Source organism: Caballeronia sp. LZ035 (assembly GCF_031451175.1).
Lineage (GTDB): Bacteria > Pseudomonadota > Gammaproteobacteria > Burkholderiales > Burkholderiaceae > Caballeronia.
Map to the genome: position 1 here is coordinate 543,088 of NZ_JARUXS010000001.1, position 21,346 is coordinate 564,433.

Annotated in this window: 20 protein-coding genes; 13 read left to right on the forward strand and 7 right to left on the reverse strand. The window is 64.9% G+C overall.

What is annotated here, in order from left to right; translation table 11 throughout:
• The first annotated feature begins 4 nt into the window (after positions 1-4).
• On the forward strand, positions 5-910 hold the full coding sequence (gene cyoE, locus QCE88_RS02630) for a heme o synthase (protein WP_309898927.1): 906 nt from the start codon (positions 5-7) through the stop codon (positions 908-910).
• On the forward strand, positions 907-1,497 hold the full coding sequence (locus QCE88_RS02635; RefSeq protein ID WP_309898929.1) for an SCO family protein: 591 nt from the start codon (positions 907-909) through the stop codon (positions 1,495-1,497). Before cyoE ends, QCE88_RS02635 begins: the two co-directional genes overlap by 4 nt.
• A gap of 33 nt (positions 1,498-1,530) precedes the next feature.
• Here the strand turns inward: QCE88_RS02635 and QCE88_RS02640 are convergent, their stop codons facing one another.
• Positions 1,531-1,830 (reverse strand): YciI family protein, encoded by a 300-nt coding sequence (locus QCE88_RS02640; RefSeq protein ID WP_309898931.1) that lies wholly within the window; start codon positions 1,828-1,830, stop codon positions 1,531-1,533.
• 192 nt (positions 1,831-2,022) lie between these two features.
• On the opposite strand from QCE88_RS02640, the gene QCE88_RS02645 reads away from it, so the two are divergent.
• A complete protein-coding gene (locus QCE88_RS02645; protein ID WP_309898933.1) occupies positions 2,023-2,832 on the forward strand; it encodes a MetQ/NlpA family lipoprotein in 810 nt (269 codons plus the stop codon).
• 87 nt (positions 2,833-2,919) lie between these two features.
• Here the strand turns inward: QCE88_RS02645 and QCE88_RS02650 are convergent, their stop codons facing one another.
• A complete protein-coding gene (locus tag QCE88_RS02650) occupies positions 2,920-3,846 on the reverse strand; it encodes a bifunctional helix-turn-helix transcriptional regulator/GNAT family N-acetyltransferase (RefSeq protein ID WP_309898935.1) in 927 nt (308 codons plus the stop codon).
• A gap of 319 nt (positions 3,847-4,165) precedes the next feature.
• On the opposite strand from QCE88_RS02650, the gene QCE88_RS02655 reads away from it, so the two are divergent.
• From QCE88_RS02655 to nagE, 5 genes are all read left to right on the forward strand, one after another.
• Positions 4,166-4,900: a GntR family transcriptional regulator gene (locus QCE88_RS02655; RefSeq protein WP_309898937.1), complete on the forward strand. Its 735-nt coding sequence runs from the start codon at positions 4,166-4,168 to the stop codon at positions 4,898-4,900.
• A gap of 167 nt (positions 4,901-5,067) precedes the next feature.
• Positions 5,068-6,171: an N-acetylglucosamine-6-phosphate deacetylase gene (gene nagA / locus QCE88_RS02660; RefSeq protein ID WP_309898939.1), complete on the forward strand. Its 1,104-nt coding sequence runs from the start codon at positions 5,068-5,070 to the stop codon at positions 6,169-6,171.
• Positions 6,164-7,171: an SIS domain-containing protein gene (locus tag QCE88_RS02665; protein ID WP_309903343.1), complete on the forward strand. Its 1,008-nt coding sequence runs from the start codon at positions 6,164-6,166 to the stop codon at positions 7,169-7,171. Before nagA ends, QCE88_RS02665 begins: the two co-directional genes overlap by 8 nt.
• Before the next feature lie 12 nt (positions 7,172-7,183).
• Entirely contained in the window at positions 7,184-9,781 is a 2,598-nt protein-coding gene (ptsP, locus tag QCE88_RS02670; protein ID WP_309903345.1) for a phosphoenolpyruvate--protein phosphotransferase, read from the forward strand.
• An 84-nt stretch (positions 9,782-9,865) separates the two neighbouring features.
• Positions 9,866-11,677: an N-acetylglucosamine-specific PTS transporter subunit IIBC gene (gene nagE, locus QCE88_RS02675; RefSeq protein ID WP_309898941.1), complete on the forward strand. Its 1,812-nt coding sequence runs from the start codon at positions 9,866-9,868 to the stop codon at positions 11,675-11,677.
• A 139-nt stretch (positions 11,678-11,816) separates the two neighbouring features.
• On the opposite strand, the gene rpoH is transcribed toward nagE, so the two are convergent.
• Positions 11,817-12,749 (reverse strand): RNA polymerase sigma factor RpoH, encoded by a 933-nt coding sequence (rpoH, locus tag QCE88_RS02680; protein WP_309833658.1) that lies wholly within the window; start codon positions 12,747-12,749, stop codon positions 11,817-11,819.
• A gap of 376 nt (positions 12,750-13,125) precedes the next feature.
• Between rpoH and QCE88_RS02685 the strand changes: the two genes are divergently transcribed.
• Positions 13,126-13,692: an acyloxyacyl hydrolase gene (locus tag QCE88_RS02685; protein ID WP_309898943.1), complete on the forward strand. Its 567-nt coding sequence runs from the start codon at positions 13,126-13,128 to the stop codon at positions 13,690-13,692.
• 44 nt (positions 13,693-13,736) lie between these two features.
• Entirely contained in the window at positions 13,737-14,120 is a 384-nt protein-coding gene (locus tag QCE88_RS02690; RefSeq protein ID WP_309898945.1) for a nuclear transport factor 2 family protein, read from the forward strand.
• Between the two features lie 356 nt (positions 14,121-14,476).
• Here QCE88_RS02690 and leuA read toward each other — a convergent pair whose 3' ends face one another.
• From leuA to QCE88_RS02705, 3 genes are all read right to left on the reverse strand, one after another.
• Positions 14,477-16,141 carry a 2-isopropylmalate synthase gene (leuA, locus tag QCE88_RS02695; protein ID WP_309898947.1) on the reverse strand — a complete coding sequence of 555 codons (1,665 nt, stop codon included), beginning with the start codon at positions 16,139-16,141 and terminating at the stop codon, positions 14,477-14,479.
• Positions 16,142-16,595: 454 nt separating this feature from the next.
• Complete coding sequence (ybiB, locus tag QCE88_RS02700) at positions 16,596-17,567, reverse strand: DNA-binding protein YbiB (protein ID WP_309898949.1); 972 nt, start codon at positions 17,565-17,567, stop codon at positions 16,596-16,598.
• Positions 17,568-17,591: 24 nt separating this feature from the next.
• Positions 17,592-17,879, reverse strand: coding sequence for a hypothetical protein (locus QCE88_RS02705; protein ID WP_309898951.1), 288 nt, complete (start codon positions 17,877-17,879; stop codon positions 17,592-17,594).
• Positions 17,880-17,925: 46 nt separating this feature from the next.
• Here QCE88_RS02705 and QCE88_RS02710 point away from each other — a divergent pair, with 46 nt between their 5' ends.
• The 3 genes from QCE88_RS02710 to QCE88_RS02720 are packed head-to-tail and all read left to right on the forward strand — an operon-like array spanning position 17,926 to position 19,908.
• A complete protein-coding gene (locus tag QCE88_RS02710; RefSeq protein ID WP_309898953.1) occupies positions 17,926-18,624 on the forward strand; it encodes a fumarylacetoacetate hydrolase family protein in 699 nt (232 codons plus the stop codon).
• Between the two features lie 10 nt (positions 18,625-18,634).
• Positions 18,635-19,279: a maleylacetoacetate isomerase gene (maiA, locus tag QCE88_RS02715; protein ID WP_309898954.1), complete on the forward strand. Its 645-nt coding sequence runs from the start codon at positions 18,635-18,637 to the stop codon at positions 19,277-19,279.
• Positions 19,276-19,908 (forward strand): LysE/ArgO family amino acid transporter, encoded by a 633-nt coding sequence (locus tag QCE88_RS02720; RefSeq protein WP_309898956.1) that lies wholly within the window; start codon positions 19,276-19,278, stop codon positions 19,906-19,908. The genes maiA and QCE88_RS02720 overlap by 4 nt, the downstream gene beginning before the upstream one ends.
• A gap of 50 nt (positions 19,909-19,958) precedes the next feature.
• Here QCE88_RS02720 and ftsY read toward each other — a convergent pair whose 3' ends face one another.
• Positions 19,959-21,209: a signal recognition particle-docking protein FtsY gene (ftsY, locus tag QCE88_RS02725; protein ID WP_309898958.1), complete on the reverse strand. Its 1,251-nt coding sequence runs from the start codon at positions 21,207-21,209 to the stop codon at positions 19,959-19,961.
• Between the last annotated feature and the right edge of the window lie 137 nt (positions 21,210-21,346).

Here is a 21,346-nt window from a genome sequence, read left to right on the forward strand (position 1 = left end):
CATCATGGACAGCACGACTCTCAACTCCCCCATCGGTAGCCGCGCGGCGCAGTATCTCGCGCTGACCAAGCCGCGCGTCACGCAACTCGCGGTGTTCTGTGCCGTCATCGGCATGTTCCTGTCCACGCCCGGCATGGTGCCGTGGGACAAGCTGATTGGCGGCGCCGTCGGCATCTGGCTGCTGGCGGGCGCGGCTTTCGCCATCAACTGTCTCGTCGAGCAGAAGGTCGATGCCAAGATGCGTCGCACCGCGTGGCGTCCTTCCGCGCGCGGCCAGATCACCACCGCGCAGATCCTGTGGTTCTCGGCGGTGCTGGGCGGCATCGGCATGGGGACGCTCTATCGCTTCACCAATCCGCTCACGATGTGGCTCACCCTTGCCACCTTCGTCGGTTATGCGGTCATCTATACGCTGTTGCTCAAGCCGTACACGCCGCAGAACATCGTGATCGGCGGCGCATCCGGCGCCATGCCGCCCGCGCTCGGCTGGGCCGCGGTCACGGGCGCCGTGCCCGGCGACGCATGGATTCTCGTGCTGATCATCTTCGTCTGGACGCCGCCGCATTTCTGGGCGCTCGCGCTGTATCGCCGCAAGGACTATGAGAACGCCGGCCTGCCCATGTTGCCGGTCACGCATGGCGAGAAGTACACGCTGCTCAACATCTTCCTGTACACGCTGGTGCTGTTCGCCGTCACGCTGATGCCGTACATCTCCGGCATGAGCGGCGTCGTGTATCTGGCGAGTGCGATCGCGCTTGGAGCGGGGTTCATCGGCTATGCATGGAAGATGTATCGCAACTACTCCGATGCCCTCGCGCGCAGGACCTTCCGCTATTCCATCGTGTATCTGTCGCTGCTGTTCGGCGCGCTGCTCGTCGATCATTACGTGCGCACGGTGATCGGGGCATGATGGCCGGTTTGCGTCGCCTGCTCGCGCTGCTATTCCTTGCAGCGCTGCTTTCCGCCTGCGAGAAAGCGCCCGATTTCAAGAATCTCGACATCACCGGCAACAAGCAGTTCGGCAGCGCCTTCTCGCTGCCCGACACGCATGGGAAGACGCGTACGCTCGGTGATTTCAAGGGCAAGGCTGTCGTGCTGTTCTTCGGCTACACGCATTGTCCCGACGTCTGCCCGACCACGCTCGCCGAACTCTCGCAAGCGCTGCAACAGCTCGGCGACAAGGCGAAGGACGTGCAGGTGCTGATGGTGACGGTCGATCCCGCACGCGACACACCTGAACTGCTGGGTCAGTACGTTGCGGCCTTCAATCCATCGTTCATCGGCCTGCGGCCCGATAGCGACGCGCAGCTCGCGCAGGTCGCCAAGGATTTTCGCGTGTACTACGCGAAGTCGGCGGGCAAGACGGCCGACGACTACACGATGGATCACACTGCTGCCAGCTACGTCTTCGACAAGGACGGCAAGCTGCGTCTCTTCGCGCGTGACGGCCAGGGCGTCGAGCCCTGGGTGCACGACCTGAAGCTGCTGATCGACTGATGCTGCAAACGGCCCGCTCGACGGGCCGTTTTCTCATGCGTCGGAAGAAGGCACGGGCAGGTTCAGCCCCGGTGCAAGCCGCGTGGCCTTGAACTCGGTGATCTCGTAATGCACGAGCTTCTGCCGCGCGAACGGGTCCTCGGCGAGGATCGCGTCGAGCTGCTCACGTTCGATGCCCGACGCCACAATCACGCCGCCATCGCGCGGCACCTTCGGCCCCGCGATGACGAACACGCCCGCGGCGAAATAGCGTTCGAGGAACACGCGGTGGGCGTCGAGTGCGTCGTCGATTTCGGCCAGCGCGCCGGTGTAGCGCAGGTTGATCAGATACATGATGTGTTCGCCTCCTGCGTGAGCGAAAGAGTGTTCTTGTGTCGCGATTCTAGCCGCGTCATGACGCGCGTGATAAAGACATGAGCAAACGGTATTTCAGTTTGCACCAGCGCTGTGCGAACATCCGTGACCCTTCGCGCATCATTCATGAGCGCCAACACGCAAGCCACGCATCATCGAAACAGGAACACCATGCAGCGCAGAAATTTGCTCAAAGCTCTTACCGCCCTCACGTCCGCCGCGTTGTTCGCGAGCGCCGCCGCGCACGCGGATGACAAGGTCATCAAGGTTGGCACCATCGGTGGCCCGGACGCGCAGATCTGGCAAGTCGTCCAGAAGGTAGCGAAGCGCGAAGGGCTCAACGTGAAGGTCATCGAGTTCAACGACTACGTGCAGCCGAACGCCGCGCTCGACGCAGGCGATCTCGACGCCAACAGTTTCCAGCATCAGCCCTATCTCGACAGCCAGATAAAGCAGCGCGGCTACAAGATCGTCAGCGCGGGCCTGACCTATATCTCGCCGTTCGGCGTGTATTCGAAGAAGCTGAAGTCGTTGAAGGACTTGCCGCAGGGCGCGAAGGTGGCGGTGCCGAACGATCCGTCGAACGAAAACCGCGCGCTTCTGCTGTTGCAGACGCAGGGCGTGATCAAGTTGAAGGCGGGTGCCGGCACGAACGGCAACAACGCGACCGCGCTCGACGTGGCGGAGAATCCGAAGAAGATCAAGCTCGTCGAACTCGATGCGGCGCAGTTGCCGCGCACGCTCGCCGACGTCGATGCCGCCGCGATCAATACGAACTACGCGCTTGCCGCAGGCCTGCAGCCGACGAAGGACGCGATTGCGCTCGAAGACGTGCATAGCCCGTACGCGAACCTGATCGCCGTGCGCGCGAAGGACAAGGACCAGCCGTGGGTGAAGAAACTCGTGGCCGCCTACCAGTCCGACGACGTGCGCCAGTTCCTCAAGAGCGAGTTCAAAGGCTCGGTGGTGCCGTCGTTCTGAGGGCGTCCGAAGGGCTCGCGCCCTTGCCCGTCGTGACCAGCAACGGCGTCCCGCGGGACGCCGTTGTGCCTTTCATGCCGCACCGGTTCATTCGACGAACAACTGCTGCAATTCACGTTGCCAGATCAGGTTTGCCGAGTCGTCCAGCACGGGCGTGAAGCCCGTGTGCAGGAACAGTCCGCACAGGTCTTCCTGGGCCTCTTCGAGACGGCAGATCACCTGTCCATAGCCGGCGCCGTGCGCGAAGTGGGTGGCGGCCGCCAGCATCCGCTCACCGAGTCCACGACGGCGCGCACCCGGCTCGACGAACAACATGTCGATGCACGCCTGGGTTTGCGACGCCTCGGTCAGCATGACTGCGCCGATGCGCGTGGCATTGTCCTGTTCGGCCACCCAGCACGCGATGCGCGGCGTGTTCGCCTGCATCGCCGTCAGAAAGCGCGCGACCAGTTTTGCGGCGAACGCCTCGGTGTGCAACTTCGGCCGTCCGGCTGTGCACAGGTGAGCATGGCGCTCGATCATCCAGCCGAAATCGCCACCGCGCGGACCACGCAGACGCGTTTCGACATCGGGACGCGCCGGCGACAGCAGGCGTTCGACATCCGCCATGGCCGAACACAGCTGCTCGATCTCGGCGCACGTGAGCCTCTTCAGCAACATGGCGGTGTCGCCGGAAACATGCAGGTCGATCTCGTCGACCTTGGCCTTTGCTTCGGGCGTGATGGACAGCAGATGCGCGCGTCCGTCCGCCTCGTTCTTTCGGCGTGCGATCAGTCCGAGCTTCTGAAAGTTGCTGATCAACCGGCTGAGATAGCCAGTGTCCAGTCCGAGATTGCGCGACAGGTCCGCCGCCGTGCTGGCCTTGTGCTGCGCCAGCTCGTGAAGGATGCGAATCTCGGTAAGAGAAAGCGAACTCTTGTGAAGCCGCTCATGGAGCGCGCCGGTGTGGCGCGCATAGAAGCGGTTGAAGCGACGCACTGCTTCAACGGCCCGGCTCGGATCTGGATGGCCCATCGCGTAGTCTCTCAAAAATTTTTGATTGAATTTAGTTTTGAATCCGAATTAGCGTGAGCATTGTGCCAAGAAGGAATGGGCATGCGAATACGAAAATGCCCGAAAGTTGAATGAATTCAACATTGCAAACCACTTGTAAAAGTGGAATGCGGATACGGGTAAATCCTGATGTTCGTCAAAGTCGAAAAAACGCGAATAAGTTGAGATAAATATCTGATTTTAAATAATTAAAATGGACTTTGGCGAAGTGCTGGGCAGGCGTTGACTGGTATTATGTTGGTTATATAATGGGCTCCGTTCAAGGTTTTCGGGGTCGCGGATGGATGACGATTGGCAGGCATTGACGCCGGATGCGAAGAGCGCAACGCCGCTCTACTTGCAGCTTGCGTCGCGTCTGGCCAGCGCCATTCATGCGGGCACCTGGAGCGCGGGCGAGGCGTTGCCGGCCGAGCGCACGTTGTCGGAAGCGGTGGGTGTTTCGCGCATCACGGCGCGCAAGGCGCTGGCGCTGCTGGTCGAGCAAGGCTTGATCCGCCGCGCGCGCGGTGCCGGCAGTTTCATCACGCCACGTACGGAAGATCCACTGTCCCGTCTGACCGGCTTCACGCGAAAAATGGAGCAGCGCGGCTTCAAGTCCGATTCCGTCTGGCTGGATCGCAGACTTCGCGCAGCGAATCGGGAGGAAACGGTGCGTCTGGGTCTGTCTCCGGGTGCGTCCGTTGCGAGCCTGAAGCGTCTGCGTCGTGCGGACGGCATCGTGATGGCCGTGGAGCAATCGACCCTGCCGGTCGCGGTGGTGCCGGACCCGGACGCAATCGGGCTGTCGCTGTATCGCTATCTGGAGGAGCGCGGTCGGTCCGTGGTTCGCGCGTTGCAGCACTTTCGCGCGGTGAATGCGAGTGTGGACATCGCCCGTCTGATGGATGTCTCGCCGCGCGCCGCCTTGCTCGTGATCACGCGTATCGGCTACTCGGCGGATCAACGCGCAATCGAACTGACGGATACCTATTGCCGCGACGACTACTACGACTTCGTCGCGGAACTGCACCAATGAATGCCTGGTAGCGAAATCAGCAGCAAGCCCCGCAACACCCACAGTAAAGAACAGAACGAGAGGACCGAAGGAAGCCGTCCGCCTTTCCATCCGATGGAAGCCTGCTCGCAGCAGGGCGCGGACGACACTGAACCTCAATCAAGCATCGCGTACTTCCAGAGAACTTCATGCTGAAAGGAAACATCCTCACGACCGATGGCTGGATCCACGGCTCGGTGCGTTTCGAGAACGGCCGCGTGACGGCGCTCGAAGGGCACATCGTCGATCCGCTCGCGAATGACGCCCCATACATCCTGCCGGGTTTCATCGACCTGCACGTACATGGCGGCGGCGGGCGCGACATCATGGAAGGCGGCGACGCCGCCGACACCGTGACGCGTCAGCACGCGCAACATGGCACGACGAGCCTGCTCGCCACGACCATGACCGCGCCGCGCGACGAACTCATGCAGGTCGTGGCTGGCCTGGGTGAACAGGCGAAGCGACGCGCGTCGGGCGGCGCACGTGTGCTCGGCGTGCATCTCGAAGGGCCGTACATCAATCCCGGCAAGCTGGGCGCGCAACCGGACGCGGCCGCCGTCGCGGTGCGCAGCGAGGTGCTGAAGTACCTCGAACTCGCGCCGATTCGCGTGGTCACGATCGCGCCGGAAATCTCCGGCCATCTCGACATCATTTCCGACATGGCGGCGCGCGGCGTGCGCGTGCAGCTCGGCCATTCGCTCGGCACCTATGACGACGCCGTCAATGCGCTCAAGCACGGCGCGCGCGGCTTCACGCATCTGTTCAACGCCATGTCGCCGCTGCATCACCGCGATCCGGGCATGGTCGGCGCGGCGCTCGCGCATGCCGAATACGCCGAGCTCATTCCCGATCTGCTGCACGTGCATCCGGGCGCGATCCGCGCCGCGTTGCGTGCGATCCCGCGTCTGTATGTGGTCACCGACAGCACGTCGGCGGCCGGCATGCCCGACGGCGAATATCGCCTGGGCAGCCAGCACGTGACCAAGTGCATGGGCGGCGTGCGTCTCGCGGACGGCACGCTCGCCGGCAGCACGCTCACCATGGACCAGGCGCTGCGCAATCTCGTCTCGCTGGGCATCCCGCTCGCGGACGTCTCGAATCGCCTGTCGCGCTATCCCGCCGATTACCTCGGACTCGAAGATCGCGGCCGCATTGCGCGCGGCGCATGGGCCGACCTCGTCGTGCTCGACCGGGACCACGCGCTGACCGCCACGTATGTCGAAGGAGAATCCATTGTCGAATATGCTTAACGAAGCGCTGCAAGCCGCGGATGTCGTCGCGGCCCAGCTCGCTGATACCTCGCGCGTCGAGGCGCTCGCCGTCAAACTGGCGGAGCAGCCGCGTCACGTCGCGCTGACCGTGGCGCGCGGCAGTTCGGATCACGCCGCCAGTTATTTCGCAAGCCTGACGATGAGCCGCCTCGGCGTGCCGGTCGCCTCGCTGCCGATGTCGGTGGCCACGCTGCAACAGGCGCCGCTGCGCGTGTCGGGTCAATTGGCCGTCGCGTTCTCGCAATCGGGCAAGAGCCCGGATCTCGTCGGCACGATGCAGGCATTGCGCCAAGCGGGCGCATTTACGGTCGCGGCCGTCAACGTCGAAGGTTCGCCGCTCGAAAGCGCCTGCGAATATTTCCTGCCTTTGCTCGCGGGCCCCGAACTGTCGGTGGCCGCGACCAAGAGCTATATCGCGATGCTGTCGCTCTCGGCCATCGTGGTCGCCCACGTGCAACGCGATGCCGAACTACTGAAGGCGCTCGAATCGCTGCCGGACGCCCTGCGTGCCGCGGGCCGGCTCGACTGGACGCGCGCGGTGACGGAGCTGACGAACATCGACCGGATGATCGTGATCGGCCGAGGTCTCGGTCTCGCGATTGCGCAAGAAGCTGCGCTCAAGCTCAAGGAAACCTCGGGCATCCAGGCTGAAGCGTTCTCCAGCGCCGAAGTGCGTCATGGCCCGATGGAAATCATCGACCGCGACTATCCGCTGCTCGTGTTCGCGCCGCGCGGGCCCGAACAGGCGGGGCTGATCCAGCTTGCCGCCGACATGCGCGCACGCGGCGCGCGCGTGCTGCTTGCCGCGCCGGAAGACGTTGCCGAGGCGGAGCTGCCGCTCGTCGCGACGGATCATCCGGCGCTGGATCCGATCGCCGCGATCCTTTCGTTCTACGTGATGGCCGCGGGTCTGGCCGCCGCGCGCGGGCGCAATCCCGACGCGCCGCGCCACCTGAACAAGGTCACCGAAACCCATTGAGTGAGAAAGCCGATGCGCCGTGCCGAGGAGTCCCTGTTGAATCATTCCACCGATAACCCGAGCGACGTCGTGCTGCTCGCGCCGTTCACCGGCCCGATCGTCCCGCTCGCTGACGTGCCGGATCCCGTGTTCGCGCAGGGCATGTTCGGCGACGGCATCGGCATCGATCCGCTCGACAACGTGCTGGCCGCGCCCTGCGACGGCACCGTGACCCATCTCGCGCGCACCCATCACGCGGTGACGCTGCGCACGAAGGAGGGCGCGGAAATTCTCGTGCATATCGGCATCGACACGGTCGAGCTGGGTGGCGAGGGCTTCGCGCCGATGGTCGAGCAGGGCGCCGAAGTGCGCGCCGGCCAGCCGCTGATCGAGTTCAATGCGGATTTCGTCGCGCAACACGCGCCGAGCCTCGTGTCCGTGATCGCCATTGCCAACGGCGACGCGTTCGATGTCGTCGAGCGTGCCGGGCGCGGCGTGCTGAAGTCCGGTGCGCGCTTGCTGGTCTTGCGTGCAAAGGACGGCGAGCAGGCCGAGACGGCACGCTCGGGCGCGCTGATCATGGAAGAGGCACGCCGCCGCGTGACGCTGGCGAGCGCAGGCGGTCTGCATGCGCGTCCGGCGGCGCGGGCGCGCGAGGCCGCGCGCGGTTTCGACGCCAAGGTGGAAGTGCGCTACGAAGGCAAGAAGGCGCCGGTGGAAAGCGTGGTCGGCTTGCTGAGTCTCGGTGCGGGCGACGGTGCGACGGTCGAACTGGTCGGCATCGGCGCGCAGGCGCAGCAGGCGGTGGATGCCGTTGCCGCCGAGTTGCTGCGCGAGGCGCATGGCGAAGTCGAGGAAGCGCGGGCGCAAACGCATTCGCCGGCGCCTGTCGCGTCGACGGCGCGGACGGCTGACGCGGGTCAGCCGCTGCCGCCCAACACGCTCGCGGGCGTGTGTGCCGCGCCGGGCATCGCGGTCGGAAAACTGGTGCGATGGGACGATCAGGACCTCGTGCCGCCGGAGCAGGCGAGCGGTTCGTCGGCGGCGGAAAGCCGTGCGCTCGATCGCGCCATCGCCCAGGTCGATGCCGAACTCGGCGAGACCGTGCGCACCGCCTCGCAGCGCGGCGCGGTCGGTGAGGCAGGCATTTTCGCGGTGCATCGCGTGCTGCTGGAAGATCCGACCCTGGTCGATGCCGCGCGCGATCTCATCAGCCTCGGCAAGAGCGCGGGCTTTGCATGGCGTGAGGCGATCCAGACGCAGATCGGCTTGCTCTCGAACGTGCAGGACGAACTGCTCGCCGAGCGGGCCGCCGACCTGCGCGACATCGCCAAGCGCGTGCTGCGCGCGCTTGGACTGACCAACACGGTGGCGGCGGAACTGCCGCAGGAAGCCGTGCTGGCCGCGACCGAATTCACGCCCTCCGACCTGGCCTCGCTCGACCGCACGCGCGTCACGGCGCTCGTGATGTCGCGCGGCGGGGCAACTTCGCACGCGGCCATCATCGCGCGGCAGATCGGCATTCCGGCGCTGGTCGCCATCGGTGACGCGCTGCATGCCATTCCGGAAGGTACGCGGGTGGTCGTCGATGCCTCGTCGGGGCGTCTGGAGCATGCGCCCACCGACGTCGATGTCGAACGCGCCCGCGCCGAACGGGATCGTCTGGCCGGCGTGCGCGAAGCGAACCGCCGGTTGTCGCAGGAGGCGGTCTCGACGAAAGATGGCCGGGCGATCGAAGTCGCCGCCAACATCGCGACGCTCGATGACGCGAAGGCCGCCGTCGAGAACGGCGCCGACGCCATCGGCCTGCTGCGCACCGAACTGCTGTTCATCCATCGCCAGTCGGCGCCGACGGCCAAGGAGCATGCGGAGAGCTACCAGGGCATCGTCGATGCCTTGCAGGGCCGCACCGCGATCATCCGCACGCTGGATGTGGGCGCGGACAAGGAAGTCGATTACCTGACGCTGCCGCCGGAAGAGAATCCGGCGCTCGGCCTGCGCGGCATTCGTCTGGCGCAGGTGCGCCCCGATCTGCTCGACGACCAGTTGCGCGGCCTGCTGGCCGTCAAGCCGGCGAGCGCGGTGCGCATTCTCCTGCCGATGGTCACCGATTCCGGCGAGCTCCAGCGCCTGCGCGCGCGCATCGACGAACTGGCGCGCGAAGCGGGGCGTACGGAACCGGTGGAAGTGGGCGTGATGATCGAGGTGCCGTCGGCGGCGCTGCTCGCCGACCAGCTCGCGAAGTACGCGGATTTTCTGTCCATCGGCACCAACGATCTCACCCAGTACACGCTCGCGATGGACCGCTGCCAGCCCGATCTCGCCGCGCAGTCGGACGGTCTGCATCCGGCCGTTCTGCGCCTCATCAAGACGGCGGTGCAGGGCGCGGAGAAGCACGGCAAGTGGGTCGGCGTGTGTGGCGCGCTCGGCGGCGATCCGGTTGCGGCGCCCTTGCTCGTCGGACTTGGCGTGACCGAACTGTCGGTCGATCCGGTGTCCGTGCCCGGCATCAAGGCGCGGGTGCGCAATCTCGACTATCAGCTTTGCCGTCAGCGCGCCGAGGATTGCCTCGCGCTCGAATCGGCACAGGCAGTAAGAGCGGCGAGCCGCGAAATCTGGCCGCAGGACTGAACGTCCCCTGCGGTCCGTCGCGCGCGAGCCTTTTTGGCCATCCCCGAAGCAGTAACGACAAGACCGATATTTTTGGAGAACCCGATGGACGCCAACCCGTTTGCGAAAATGCAGCAACTAGGTCGCGCGCTGATGCTGCCGATCGCCGTGCTACCGGTGGCCGGACTGCTTCTGCGTCTCGGCCAGCCCGATGTCTTCAACATCAAGATGATCGCTGACGCCGGCGACGCCATCTTCACGAACCTGCCGCTGCTGTTCGCCATCGGCGTGGCGGTGGGTTTCGCGAAGGACAACAACGGCACGGCGGGTCTGGCCGGCGCGATCGGCTATCTGATCGAAGTCGCCGTGATGAAGGACATCAACGACAAGCTCAACATGGGCGTGTTGTCGGGGATCATCGCCGGGATGGTGGCCGGCTATCTGTACAACCGCTACAAGAACATCAAGCTGCCCGAATACCTTGCGTTCTTCGGCGGCAAGCGTTTCGTGCCGATTGTCACGGGCGTCGCCTGCCTGATACTCGGCATCGTGTTCGGCTATATCTGGCAGCCGGTGCAGCTGGCCATCGACGGCGCGGGCAACTGGCTTACCACGGCGGGTGCGCTCGGCACCTTCGTGTTCGGCGTGCTGAACCGGATCCTGCTCGTCACGGGCCTGCATCACATCCTCAATTCGCTGGCCTGGTTCGTGTTCGGCTCGTTCACGCCGCCCGACGGAGGGGCGATCGTGCACGGCGACCTGCATCGTTTCTTCGCCGGCGACAAGACCGCGGGCGGCTTCATGACCGGCTTCTTCCCGATCATGATGTTCGGCCTGCCGGCCGCGTGTCTCGCGATGTTTCACGAAGCGCCGAAGGAGCGCCGCGCGCTGGTCGGCGGCCTGCTGTTCTCGATGGCCCTGACCGCGTTCCTGACCGGCGTGACCGAGCCGATCGAGTACACCTTCATGTTCCTGGCGCCGGTGCTGTACGGCATTCACGCGGTGCTGACGGGGCTGTCGCTGGCGATCTGTTCCGCGCTCGGCATTCACCTGGGCTTCACGTTTTCGGCGGGCGCGATCGACTACGTGCTGAACTACGGCCTGTCGCAGCGCGGCTGGCTGGCGCTCGGGGTCGGCGCCGTGTACTTCGTCATCTACTACGGGCTGTTCCGCTTCTTCATCCGCCGCTTCAACATGGCGACGCCGGGCCGTGAACCGGTCACGACCGACGCCGAAACCGATGTCGCTCAAACCGTGGACGGCGGGCTGATTCCGCCGCTGCCGGGCACGGTGGCCGCGTCGGCCGCGAACTCGCGCGCTTCGAAGTACATCGCTGCGCTGGGCGGTGCGTCGAACCTGTCGAACGTCGATGCCTGCACGACGCGCCTGCGTCTCGCGGTCGTCAACTCGGAGAAGGTGTCGGAAGGACAGTTGAAGGCGATTGGCGCGCGTGGCGTGCTCAAGCGCGGCGCGACCAGCGTGCAGGTGATCATCGGGCCGGAAGCGGATCTCATCGCCGATGAAATTCGCGGTGAACTGGAGCATGCGTCGGTCGGTGGCGCGACGCCGGCCTCGTCAGCGCCGGCGCAACCGGCGGCGGCCGTTGCAGCGTCCGCTATGGCAATGGGCAGCGATCAAACCGCGGGCCCGCTCGATCCGGATCCGCTGCGCTGGCTCGCGGTGTTCGGCGGCGCGACCAACGTGACCTCGCTCGATGCCGTCGCCGCGACGCGCTTGCGGGTTGTCGTGCGCGATCCTTCGTCGGTGGATCGGCAGCGGCTGTCGACGCTGGATGTGGCGTGGGTGTCGGCGGATACGTTCCACATCGTCGTGGGCGCTGCGGCGCAGCGTTATGCGGCGCAGATGTCGACGCGTCTGTCGAACCATGGCGGCGGCGCGGCGCCCCTGCCGGCGTGATGCGGTGATGGACCTGTCGTAACGTAACGGCGCCTGCGGGCGCCGTTACTTTTGCCGCATGCCGCGCAAGGGAAAAAGAAAAGGCCGGCCGTCTTGCGACGGCCGGCCTTGCAGTTTCTGCTCAAGGCACAGTCAGGCGTTACGCGTAGTCGTGCAGCGCGGAACGCATCTTCTTCATGGCGCTGGCCTCGATCTGGCGAATGCGCTCGGCCGAGACGCCGAATTCGTCGGCCAGTTCATGCAGCGTCTTGCCGCCCGAGCCGTCGTCCTGCACGTCGAGCCAGCGCGCCTCGATGATGCGGCGGCTGCGCTCGTCGAGCGACTCCAGCGCGTCGGCCAGGCCGTCGCTTTGCAGCTTGTCGAACTGGCGCGCGGCGATGACATTGGTCGGCTCGTTGTGCGAGTCAGCCAGATAGGCGATGGGCGCGAAAGCTTCCTCGCCGTCGTCCACCTGGCCTTCGAGCGCGATGTCGCCGCCCGACAGACGCGTTTCCATCTCCGCGACTTCCTCGCGCTTCACGTTCAGTTCGCTTGCCAGGCCTTCGATTTCGTCCGGCGTGAATGCCGCATGGCTGGTCTTGTGGCTGCGCAGATTGAAGAACAGCTTGCGCTGCGCCTTCGTTGTCGCGACCTTGACCATGCGCCAGTTGCGGAGGATGTACTCGTGAATCTCGGCCTTGATCCAGTGCATGGCATACGAAACCAGGCGCACGTTTTGCTCTGGATCGAAACGCTTCACGGCTTTCATCAGACCGATGTTGCCTTCCTGGATCAGGTCCGCGTGCGGCAAGCCGTAGCCGAGATAGTTGCGGGCGATCGACACGACCAGCCGCAGGTGCGAAAGCACCAGCTGGCGCGCTGCGTTCAGGTTGCCCTGTTCGCGGAATTCGGTGGCGTACTGACGTTCCTCTGCTTGCGACAGCATCGGAATACGGTTCACTGCTTGTATGTAGGAATCGATGTTGCCGATCTGGCCGGTCAACATGGACGACTGTGCGTACGTCAGCGCGCCTGCCGATGCCTTGGCAGGTGCCGAGCTCAGTACATTCGGAAGGGTCATCGCATTGGACACGCTCATAAGCTCCTTATCAACAATTGCTGTATGCCGGGCCGTCGGTTGATTCTGGCCACGGCAAGTCAAGCACGATATTAGCACTCCGGTTCAACGAGTGCTAAGTGTTAGAGGGGCGGGGAATGTGTGAGTTCCCACAAATGCTATCGAATTTGCGGGTTTAATAGGACGCATTGTTGCAGCGAAGAAGGTCAGACTTACCGAGACGAGCTTCGGCGTCGAATGTATTTCCTGTTTAAAGCGATCAGACGAAAGAATATTCAACTAAAAGTGTAAGGTGGCAGCAAATCCTGCAATTGTTTTAAAACGTCTCTAGAATCCGCCAGACAACTGTCGTCTCGTGAACCCGCCTGTCATCGGAGCATATGGGGTGCCCATGCATAAAAAAAAGAGTTCCTGGCTGAGTCCGCTGTCCCGTCTGGTTGTCTGCGCCGCGTTCGGCCTCGCCTCGGCTGCCGCGCATGCTGACCGGTTCGGCGTGCAGGTTGCCGGCGGCGTCGCGGATCGCGACATCAAGAAAGCCGATCTCGGCCTGGTCTGGGATCCCGGCCTTACCTGGTGGGAAATCGGCGGTTTCCACTTCACGGTCGTCGGCGAGGGCCATGTGTCCTACTGGCACACCACTGAAGACAATGCCGTGCATCCGAACATCTGGGAGTTCGGCCTCACGCCGGTGCTGCGCTTCGTGAAGAGCTCGGGCTACTTCCGGCCGTTCATCGAGGCGGGCGTGGGGGTGCGGCTGCTGTCGCACACGCGCATCACGCAGGACTTCACCGTGTCGACCGCGTTCCAGTTCGCCGATATGGTCGGCGTCGGCATGATCTTCGGTGAGAAGCAGAACTATCAGGCCGGTTTCCGCTTCCAGCATCTCTCGAACGCCAGTATCAAAGAGCCGAATCCTGGTATAAATTTCAGCCAGCTCTATCTGCAATACAACTTCTGACGAGGCGCCGGCGCAGCGGTTCCTCGACACAAGGGGACCGACAGATGCCGGCAAAAACCATTGAGGCCATTCGCGACCTCGAGCGCGACCGCTTCCGGGCCATGGTCGAAGGCGACGGCCAGGCGCTCGACGCGCTGCTGGCCGAGAACGTCAGCTATGTCCACACCAACGGCAAGCGGGAAACGAAGCGCCAGTTCATCGACGCGATTACCGCGGGCCGGCGCCGGTATCGCCAGATCGAAATCCAGTCTCAGGATGTCTTTGCTGCAGGCCGCGATACTTGCCTGGTGTCGGGGCGGGCGTTGATCGAAATGGAATCGAAGAACGGTGCGCTGCTGTTTCCCATCGCCTATACCGCAGTTCATGTCCAGAGCGAAGGGCAGTGGCAGCTGCTGGCGCTGCAGGCGACGCGGGTTGCGCTCGAGTAGTGAAAAACGCTTGAAGAGCGCCGCGCACCGCCCTCATTTGCGACGGGAAGCAGAAGCTGCCGGCGCTTCAGGCGACGACGCGCGTGGCGCTCGACTAGCGACGCGCACCGCCCTCATTTGCGACGGGAAGTAGCAGCTGCCGGCGCTTCAGGCGACGCGCGTGGCGCTCGAGTAGTTCCGCGCACCGCCCTCATTTGCGACGGGAAGCAGAAGCTGCCGGCGCTTCAGGCGACGCGCGTGGCGCTCGAGTAGTTCCGCGCACCGCCCTCATTTGCGAAGGGAAGTAGCAGCTACCGGCGCTTCAGGCGACGCGCGTTGCGCTCGAATAGCACGGCGCGCCGCCACCCACCCCGGCGTTACGCCGTCTCCACCGTCTCGTCTTGCCGCTCCGCCTGCCTGATGCCTTTCGAGCGGTTCACCGCGCTCACGACCGCATCGGCGACCGCCAGCGCCGGATTCGCATGCACCGCGACGCCGAAGCGCATCTGCCCGTCGCCCACCCGGCAGCCAACGAACGCCGCCGTATCGCCGCCCGCCGTCACGGCCGTTTCGAACCAGTTGACGCTGGCCTCGATGCCCAGCGCGGACGCGACCGTCCGCGCCCATGCATCGCCGCTCGCCGCATTCGAGGCGCTCGCCGCGCCCGGCACCGTGACACGCTTGCCGAACACCGACAGCGTCGCCGCATCCACACGCGACACCGGCCCGCCCGCATCGAAATACTCGCGCTTGAAGAGTTCGCAGATCGCCTCGCCGCCGATTTCCGCGCCCGAGGCATCGGTGACCTGCTGCACGGCGTGGCTGAATTCGATCTGCACCCGGCGCGGCGGCGTGAAGCCGAGGCCGCGTTCGAGCAGATAGGTCGCGCCGCCCTTGCCCGACTGGCTATTCACGCGAATCACGGCGTCGTAGCTGCGGCCGAGATCGGCGGGATCGATCGGCAGATAGGGAATCTCCCACACGGTGCCCGCTTCGCGCTGCGCGAAGCCCTTGCGGATCGCGTCCTGATGCGAACCCGAAAACGCGGTGAACACGAGGTCGCCGGCGTACGGATGACGCGGATGCACCGGAATCTGGTTGCAGCGCTCGACCAGCCGTCGCACGGCATCGATGTCCGAGAAATCGAGGCCCGGATCGATGCCTTGCGTGTAGAGATTGAGCGCGAGGGTCACGAGATCGACGTTGCCTGTGCGCTCGCCGTTGCCGAACAGGCAGCCTTCGACGCGATCCGCGCCCGCCAGCACCGCGAGTTCCGCGGCCGCGACCGCCGTGCCGCGGTCGTTATGCGGATGCACCGACAACACGATGCTGTCGCGGAAGCCCATATTGCGGTCCATCCATTCGATCTGGTCGGCGAAGACGTTGGGCGTCGCGGCCTCGACCGTGGCGGGCAGGTTGACGATCATCTTGTGATCGGGCGTCGGCCGCCACATCTGCGCGACGGCATCGCACACTTCGCGCGCGAACGGCAGCTCGGTCATGCTGAAGGTTTCGGGCGAGTACTGATAGGTCCAGTGCGTGCCGGGCCGGGTGGCCGCGCATTCCTTGATCATGCGCGTACCGTCGACCGCCAGCGCCTTCACCTCGTCCTTCGACTGGTTGAACACGATCTTGCGGAACGACGGCGCGATCGCGTTATAGAGATGCACGATCACCTTGCTCGCGCCTTCGACGGCTTCGAACGTGCGTTCGATGAGTTCGCGCCGCGATTGCACCAGCACTTCGATGCTGACGTCCTCGGGAATGCGTTTTTCGTCGATCAGCTTGCGGACGAAATCGAAATCCGTCTGCGATGCCGAAGGGAACCCCACTTCGATTTCCTTGAACCCGATCTTCACCAGCATCTCGAAGAATTCGAGCTTGGCGGCGATGCTCATCGGCTCGATCAGCGACTGATTGCCGTCGCGCAGGTCGGTGCTCATCCAGATGGGTGCGCGTTCGATCGTGCGGTTGGGCCAGCGGCGGCCATTGAGGCGGACTTGCGGGAACGGGCGGTATTTCTCGGCGGGGCTCGGCATCATGATCGTCGACCTCTTTTCGGACGGTTTGCGTAGCGCCTGCGAGAGAGGCCGTGTCCGGCGGCTGGCCGGGCATGGCGGGATGCACGAGAAACCGGGCGGTGCGCGCGTTCGCACGGATCACCAGCGATGGTGACGCCTGCGACCAACGTGAACGTGCGCAAAGCAGCGTGCATGTGACCCTCGCGTTTCCGTTTCGCGGGATGCGCGAACGAAACACTGACGACTACAGGTGGTGAGAAAGGAACTTCGGGAACGGCGAAAAACGGGCGGAGGACCGGGCGCCTTGCGACGCACGGCGCTACGTCTGGCGACTTACGCTAGACGTAGCGATAGGGGCCGCGCTAGGCGGCCCGAAATAATTCGGAGGGAGGCTTGGGGGGTGAAGCTCATGCGCTCGACTTTAAACCACCGTTGAATACCGTGTCAAATGGGGAGTTCGATACCGGTCGGCGGTTCAGGCGGTCCTGCGCACCACGTCGCTGATCACTTCCACCTGCCGCGAGACCGCTGGCGGCACTGGAATATCGCCCCGCAACACGCATTCGGTCCAGCGCGCGGTGGTCGCCGCGTCCAGCGCTTCGGGCAGATCCACATGCGGCGCGTGCGCCTGCGAATGCTCCGGGGAGAGCAGCGTGTCGACGCGGCCGTCGTGAAACCAGTCCACCTGTACCTGGCGCCGTGTGTCCGCGACCGCCTCGCCTTCCGTGCCGCGCGCCAGCAGCGCGCCGCCCGCCGCAGCTTCCGGATGGGCGGTGAACAGGCCGGTGAGGCTGTCGCGATATTCCGGATGCGTGTAGTTGACGAGTCTCAGCCCCGGCTCCGCGAACGGCTGGAGAATCTTGACGAGGGTATGGGTCGAATTGCGCACGCCCATCCGGCGCCGCAGCGCCAGCATTCGCGCGAGCTTCGGCGCGAGCACGGTGATGGGCGCGAACGCCAGGCGGCGCGAGGCGAGGCTGTCTTCGATCTCGTCGTGCGAAGCGGCATGCGCGATGCCCAGTTCGGCGAAGATCTCGGCGCTGGTGATGCGGCCGGGATCGTCGCTGACGCCGTGCACCAGCACGGGCACGCCCTCGCGCGCCAGCAGGAGCGACAGCAGCGGCACGAGATTCGGGGTCTTGCGCGCGCCGTTGTAGCTCGGGATGGAGACCGGCCGCGCGTGTTCGCGGCCGTCCTGGACGTGCAAGGGCTCGAACGAGCGATGCGCGGCCGCCAGCATGGCGTTCAGTTCGGCGGATGTTTCGCCTTTCACGCGATACGCGAGCAGCACAGCGCCGAGTTCGAGCTCGGGTACGCGGTCGTCGAGCATCGCTTCGTAGAGTGCGTAGGTGTCGTCGTGCGAGAGGGCGCGTGCGCCGTTCGGTCCACGGCCGATTTCCTTGATGTAGCGTGCGCAGGGCAAGACGGGAAGAGCGGAGTCGGTCATCGGAGAGGGGCGCGGGCCGGGCGCTCACGTATATTCGGATGCGTCTTTGTGAGCGATGCCGCCGCGCATTTTCAGGGTGCAGGAATAACATTCAGTACCGCATTTGGCGGGCGTACGCAAGTTGCGACGGTCTTCGGTCAGGCGCGTCATTCGTCTGACGGCTTGGCGCCATCTTCCTCCGGCATGCTTCGCGCCAGCGCGCCGAAAGCTCTGAAAGCCGCGCCGCGCAAGGCGCACGGGCCTCGCCACGAGTTGCGCGCGCACGTTAAACTCCTCCTTCTCACGCAGCGTGCGGCCGAACCGCGCGTTCAAGCTTTGCCAATCCAGACATCAGCTACATCAGCTACAGGAGAGCGGGATGACTTATGTGTTTTCTCCGGCGCCGGCCGCGGCCGTGCCCGTCGACGGTTCGAACGAGCAGTTTCCCGTGCGCCGCATCTACTGCGTCGGGCGCAACTACGAGGCCCACGCGCGTGAAATGGGTCACGATCCGGACCGCGAGCCGCCGTTCTTCTTCGGCAAGCCGGCCGACGCCGTACTGAATGTCGCGCCCGGCGCCACCGGCGAGTTTCCGTATCCGTCGCAGACGAAGAACCTGCATTTCGAGATGGAGCTGGTCGCGGCGATCGGCAAGCAGGGCAAGGACATTCCCGCCGAACGCGGGCTCGAATACGTCTACGGCTACGCGCTCGGACTCGACATGACCCGCCGCGACCTGCAGGCCGAAGCCAAGAAACTCGGTCGTCCGTGGGACACCGCGAAGGGTTTCGACCACTCCGCGCCGATCGGTCCCATTCACCCCGTGTCGAAGGTCGGGCACCTGGAAAAGAGCGCGATCTGGCTGACCGTCAACGGCGAGGAAAAGCAGCGCTCGGACATCTCGCAGCTGATCTGGTCGGTGGGCGAGACGGTGGCCTATCTGTCCACGCTGTTCGAGCTGTTCCCCGGCGATCTCATCTTCACCGGCACGCCCGAAGGTGTCGGCGCGGTCGTGAAGGGCGATTTGCTGAAGGGCGGCGTGGACGGCATCGGCGAATTTTCGGTGCGTGTGGTCTGAGCCCGCGGCCATGAAGCTCTACAGCTATTTCCGCAGTTCGGCGGCGTATCGCGTGCGCATCGCGCTGAACCTCAAGGGGCTCGACTACGAGTACGCCGCCATCCACCTGCTGCGCGACGGCGGCGAACAGCTCAAGGCCGACTATCGCGCGGTGAATCCGGACGGCATCGTGCCGGCGCTCGTCGATGGCGACGACACGCTCACGCAGTCGCTCGCGATCATCGAATACCTCGAGGAAACGCATCCGGAGCCGCCGCTGCTGCCGAAGCAGCCGTCGGATCGCGCATTCGTGCGTTCGGTGGCGCTGCAGGTCGCGTGCGAAATCCATCCGCTCGACAATCTGCGCGTCCTCAAGTACCTGAAGCATCAGGTCAAGGTGCCCGACGAAGCGAAGGATGCGTGGTATCGGCACTGGGTGGAAGCCGGCTTCGATTCGCTCGAACAGCGGCTCGCCACGGACCGGCGCGTCGGCGCGCTAACGTTCGGCGACACGCCCACCGTCGCCGATCTGTGCCTCGTGCCGCAGGTGTTCAATGCGCGGCGTTTCGGCATCGATGTGGGCCGTTACCCGACCATCGAGCGCATCGCGGATCACGCGGGCGCGCTGGACGCCTTCGCCCGGGCCGCGCCGGGGCAACAGCCGGACGCGGAATGACAGCGGCGGTTTCGGCCGGTGCGCTGTCGGGTTTGCTGTCGGGCGCAGGGCTCGGCGCGAGTCTCATCATGGCGATCGGCGCGCAGAATGCCTTCGTGCTGCGGCAAGGGTTGAAGCGCAGGCATGTCGGCGTCGTCGTGTCGATCTGCGCGGCGATCGACGTGCTGTTGATCGCGCTGGGCGTCGGCGGCATGGGCGCGCTCATTTCGCGGGCGCCCGTGCTGCTCGACGTGATCCGCTGGGCGGGCGCGATCTTCGTGTTCCTGTACGGCGTGCGCGCGTTCCTCGCGGCCTGGCGCGGCGCCGGACATCTGCATGCGGCGGACGGCGAAACGCAGACGGCGCTCGGCGCGGCGTCGACGGTGCTGGCGCTCTCGCTGCTCAATCCCCACGTTTATCTCGACACGGTCGTGCTGCTGGGCGGCATCGGCGCGCAACGTGGCTGGCCCGGCAATACATGGTTCGCGGCGGGCGCGATGGCTTCGTCAGTCATCTGGTTCACCGCGCTCGGCTATGGCGCGCGCTTGCTGGAACCATGGTTCGAGAAGGACGTGTCGTGGCGCGTGCTGGATGTGATCGTGGGCTGCGTGATGTGGTGGATCGCGGCGTCATTGCTCCTCGCGCGATAAAAAAAGGGCGTTCGCCTTGAACGCCCTTTCTCTTTCGGCAGACCCCGCATTCAACCCAGCAATGCGTCCGCGAACTCTTCCGCGCTGAACGGCTGCAGATCCTCGACCTTCTCGCCCACGCCGATGAAATAGACCGGAATCGGCCGCTGCCGCGCGATGGCCGCGATGATGCCGCCCTTCGCCGTGCCATCCAGCTTCGTGACGATCAGGCCGGTGAGGCCGAGCGCGTCGTCGAACGCCTTCACTTGCGCAAGCGCGTTCTGGCCGGTGTTCGCATCGATCACGAGCAGCACTTCGTGGGGCGCATCGGGCATGGCCTTCGCGATCACGCGGCGCACCTTGCGCAACTCTTCCATCAAGTGCAATTGCGTGGGCAGGCGTCCGGCGGTGTCGGCCATCATGACGTCGATCTTGCGGGCGCGTGCCGCACCGACCGCGTCGAAGATCACCGCGGCGGCATCGCCGCTTTCCTGCGCGATGACCGTCACGTTGTTGCGTTCGCCCCAGACCATCAACTGTTCGCGCGCGGCGGCGCGGAAGGTGTCGCCGGCGGCCAGCAGCACGGACTGGTTGAAGCGCTGCAGATGCTTGGCGAGCTTGCCGATACTCGTCGTCTTGCCCGCCCCGTTCACGCCCGCGATCATCATCACCAGCGGCTGCGCGCGGCCGAGCATCAGCGACTTTTCGAGCGGGCGCAGCAGATCGATCAGCAGTTCACGCAGCGCGGCCTTGACCTGCGACGCCTCGGTCAGACGCTCCGAGCGCACTTTCTCGCGCAGCGATTCGAGCAGGAATTCGGTGGCATCGATGCCGGCGTCGGACATCAGCAGCGCGGTCTCGAGTTCTTCGTACAGATCTTCGTCGATCTTCGCGCTGACGAAGATGCCCGTCAGGTTGGAACTCGTCTTCGACAGGCCGTGACGCAGACGCGAGAGCCAGGACTTCCGGGCGGCCGGGTCGGCTTCGGGCGGCGGCACGATTTCCTCGCTGGCCTGATCGGTTTCCGGGCCGCGTGACCATTGCGACTGCGTGCGGCCTTGCCAGTATGGCTTCGCGTCTTCGGCGTGCGCTGACGGGACAGGTGCAGGAGTAGGCGTCGGCTTAGGTGTGGGCTCAGGCTCAGCAACAGGCGCCGGTGCCGCAGCAGGTTCATCCTGCAGCGCTTCTTCCGCCGCGAGCGCCTGCCGTTCGAGTTCGGCGTCGGACACTTCTTCCTCGCCGGACGCCTCGGGCAACGAGTCCTCGGGCGTATCGAGCGGCTCGTCAGCCGGCTTTTTGAATTTCTTGAAGAAGCTGAACATGGGTACGTGGCGATGATGCGCGCGTCATCCGTCGGCCTGTCGCGTGCGCCCGTCGGGCGCCTCGCCGGCAAGCCCGCGCGAAGGAATGGAAGCCGCGTATTTTATCAGGCGCGGAGAGCCCCTTCCGGGGCGCAAGC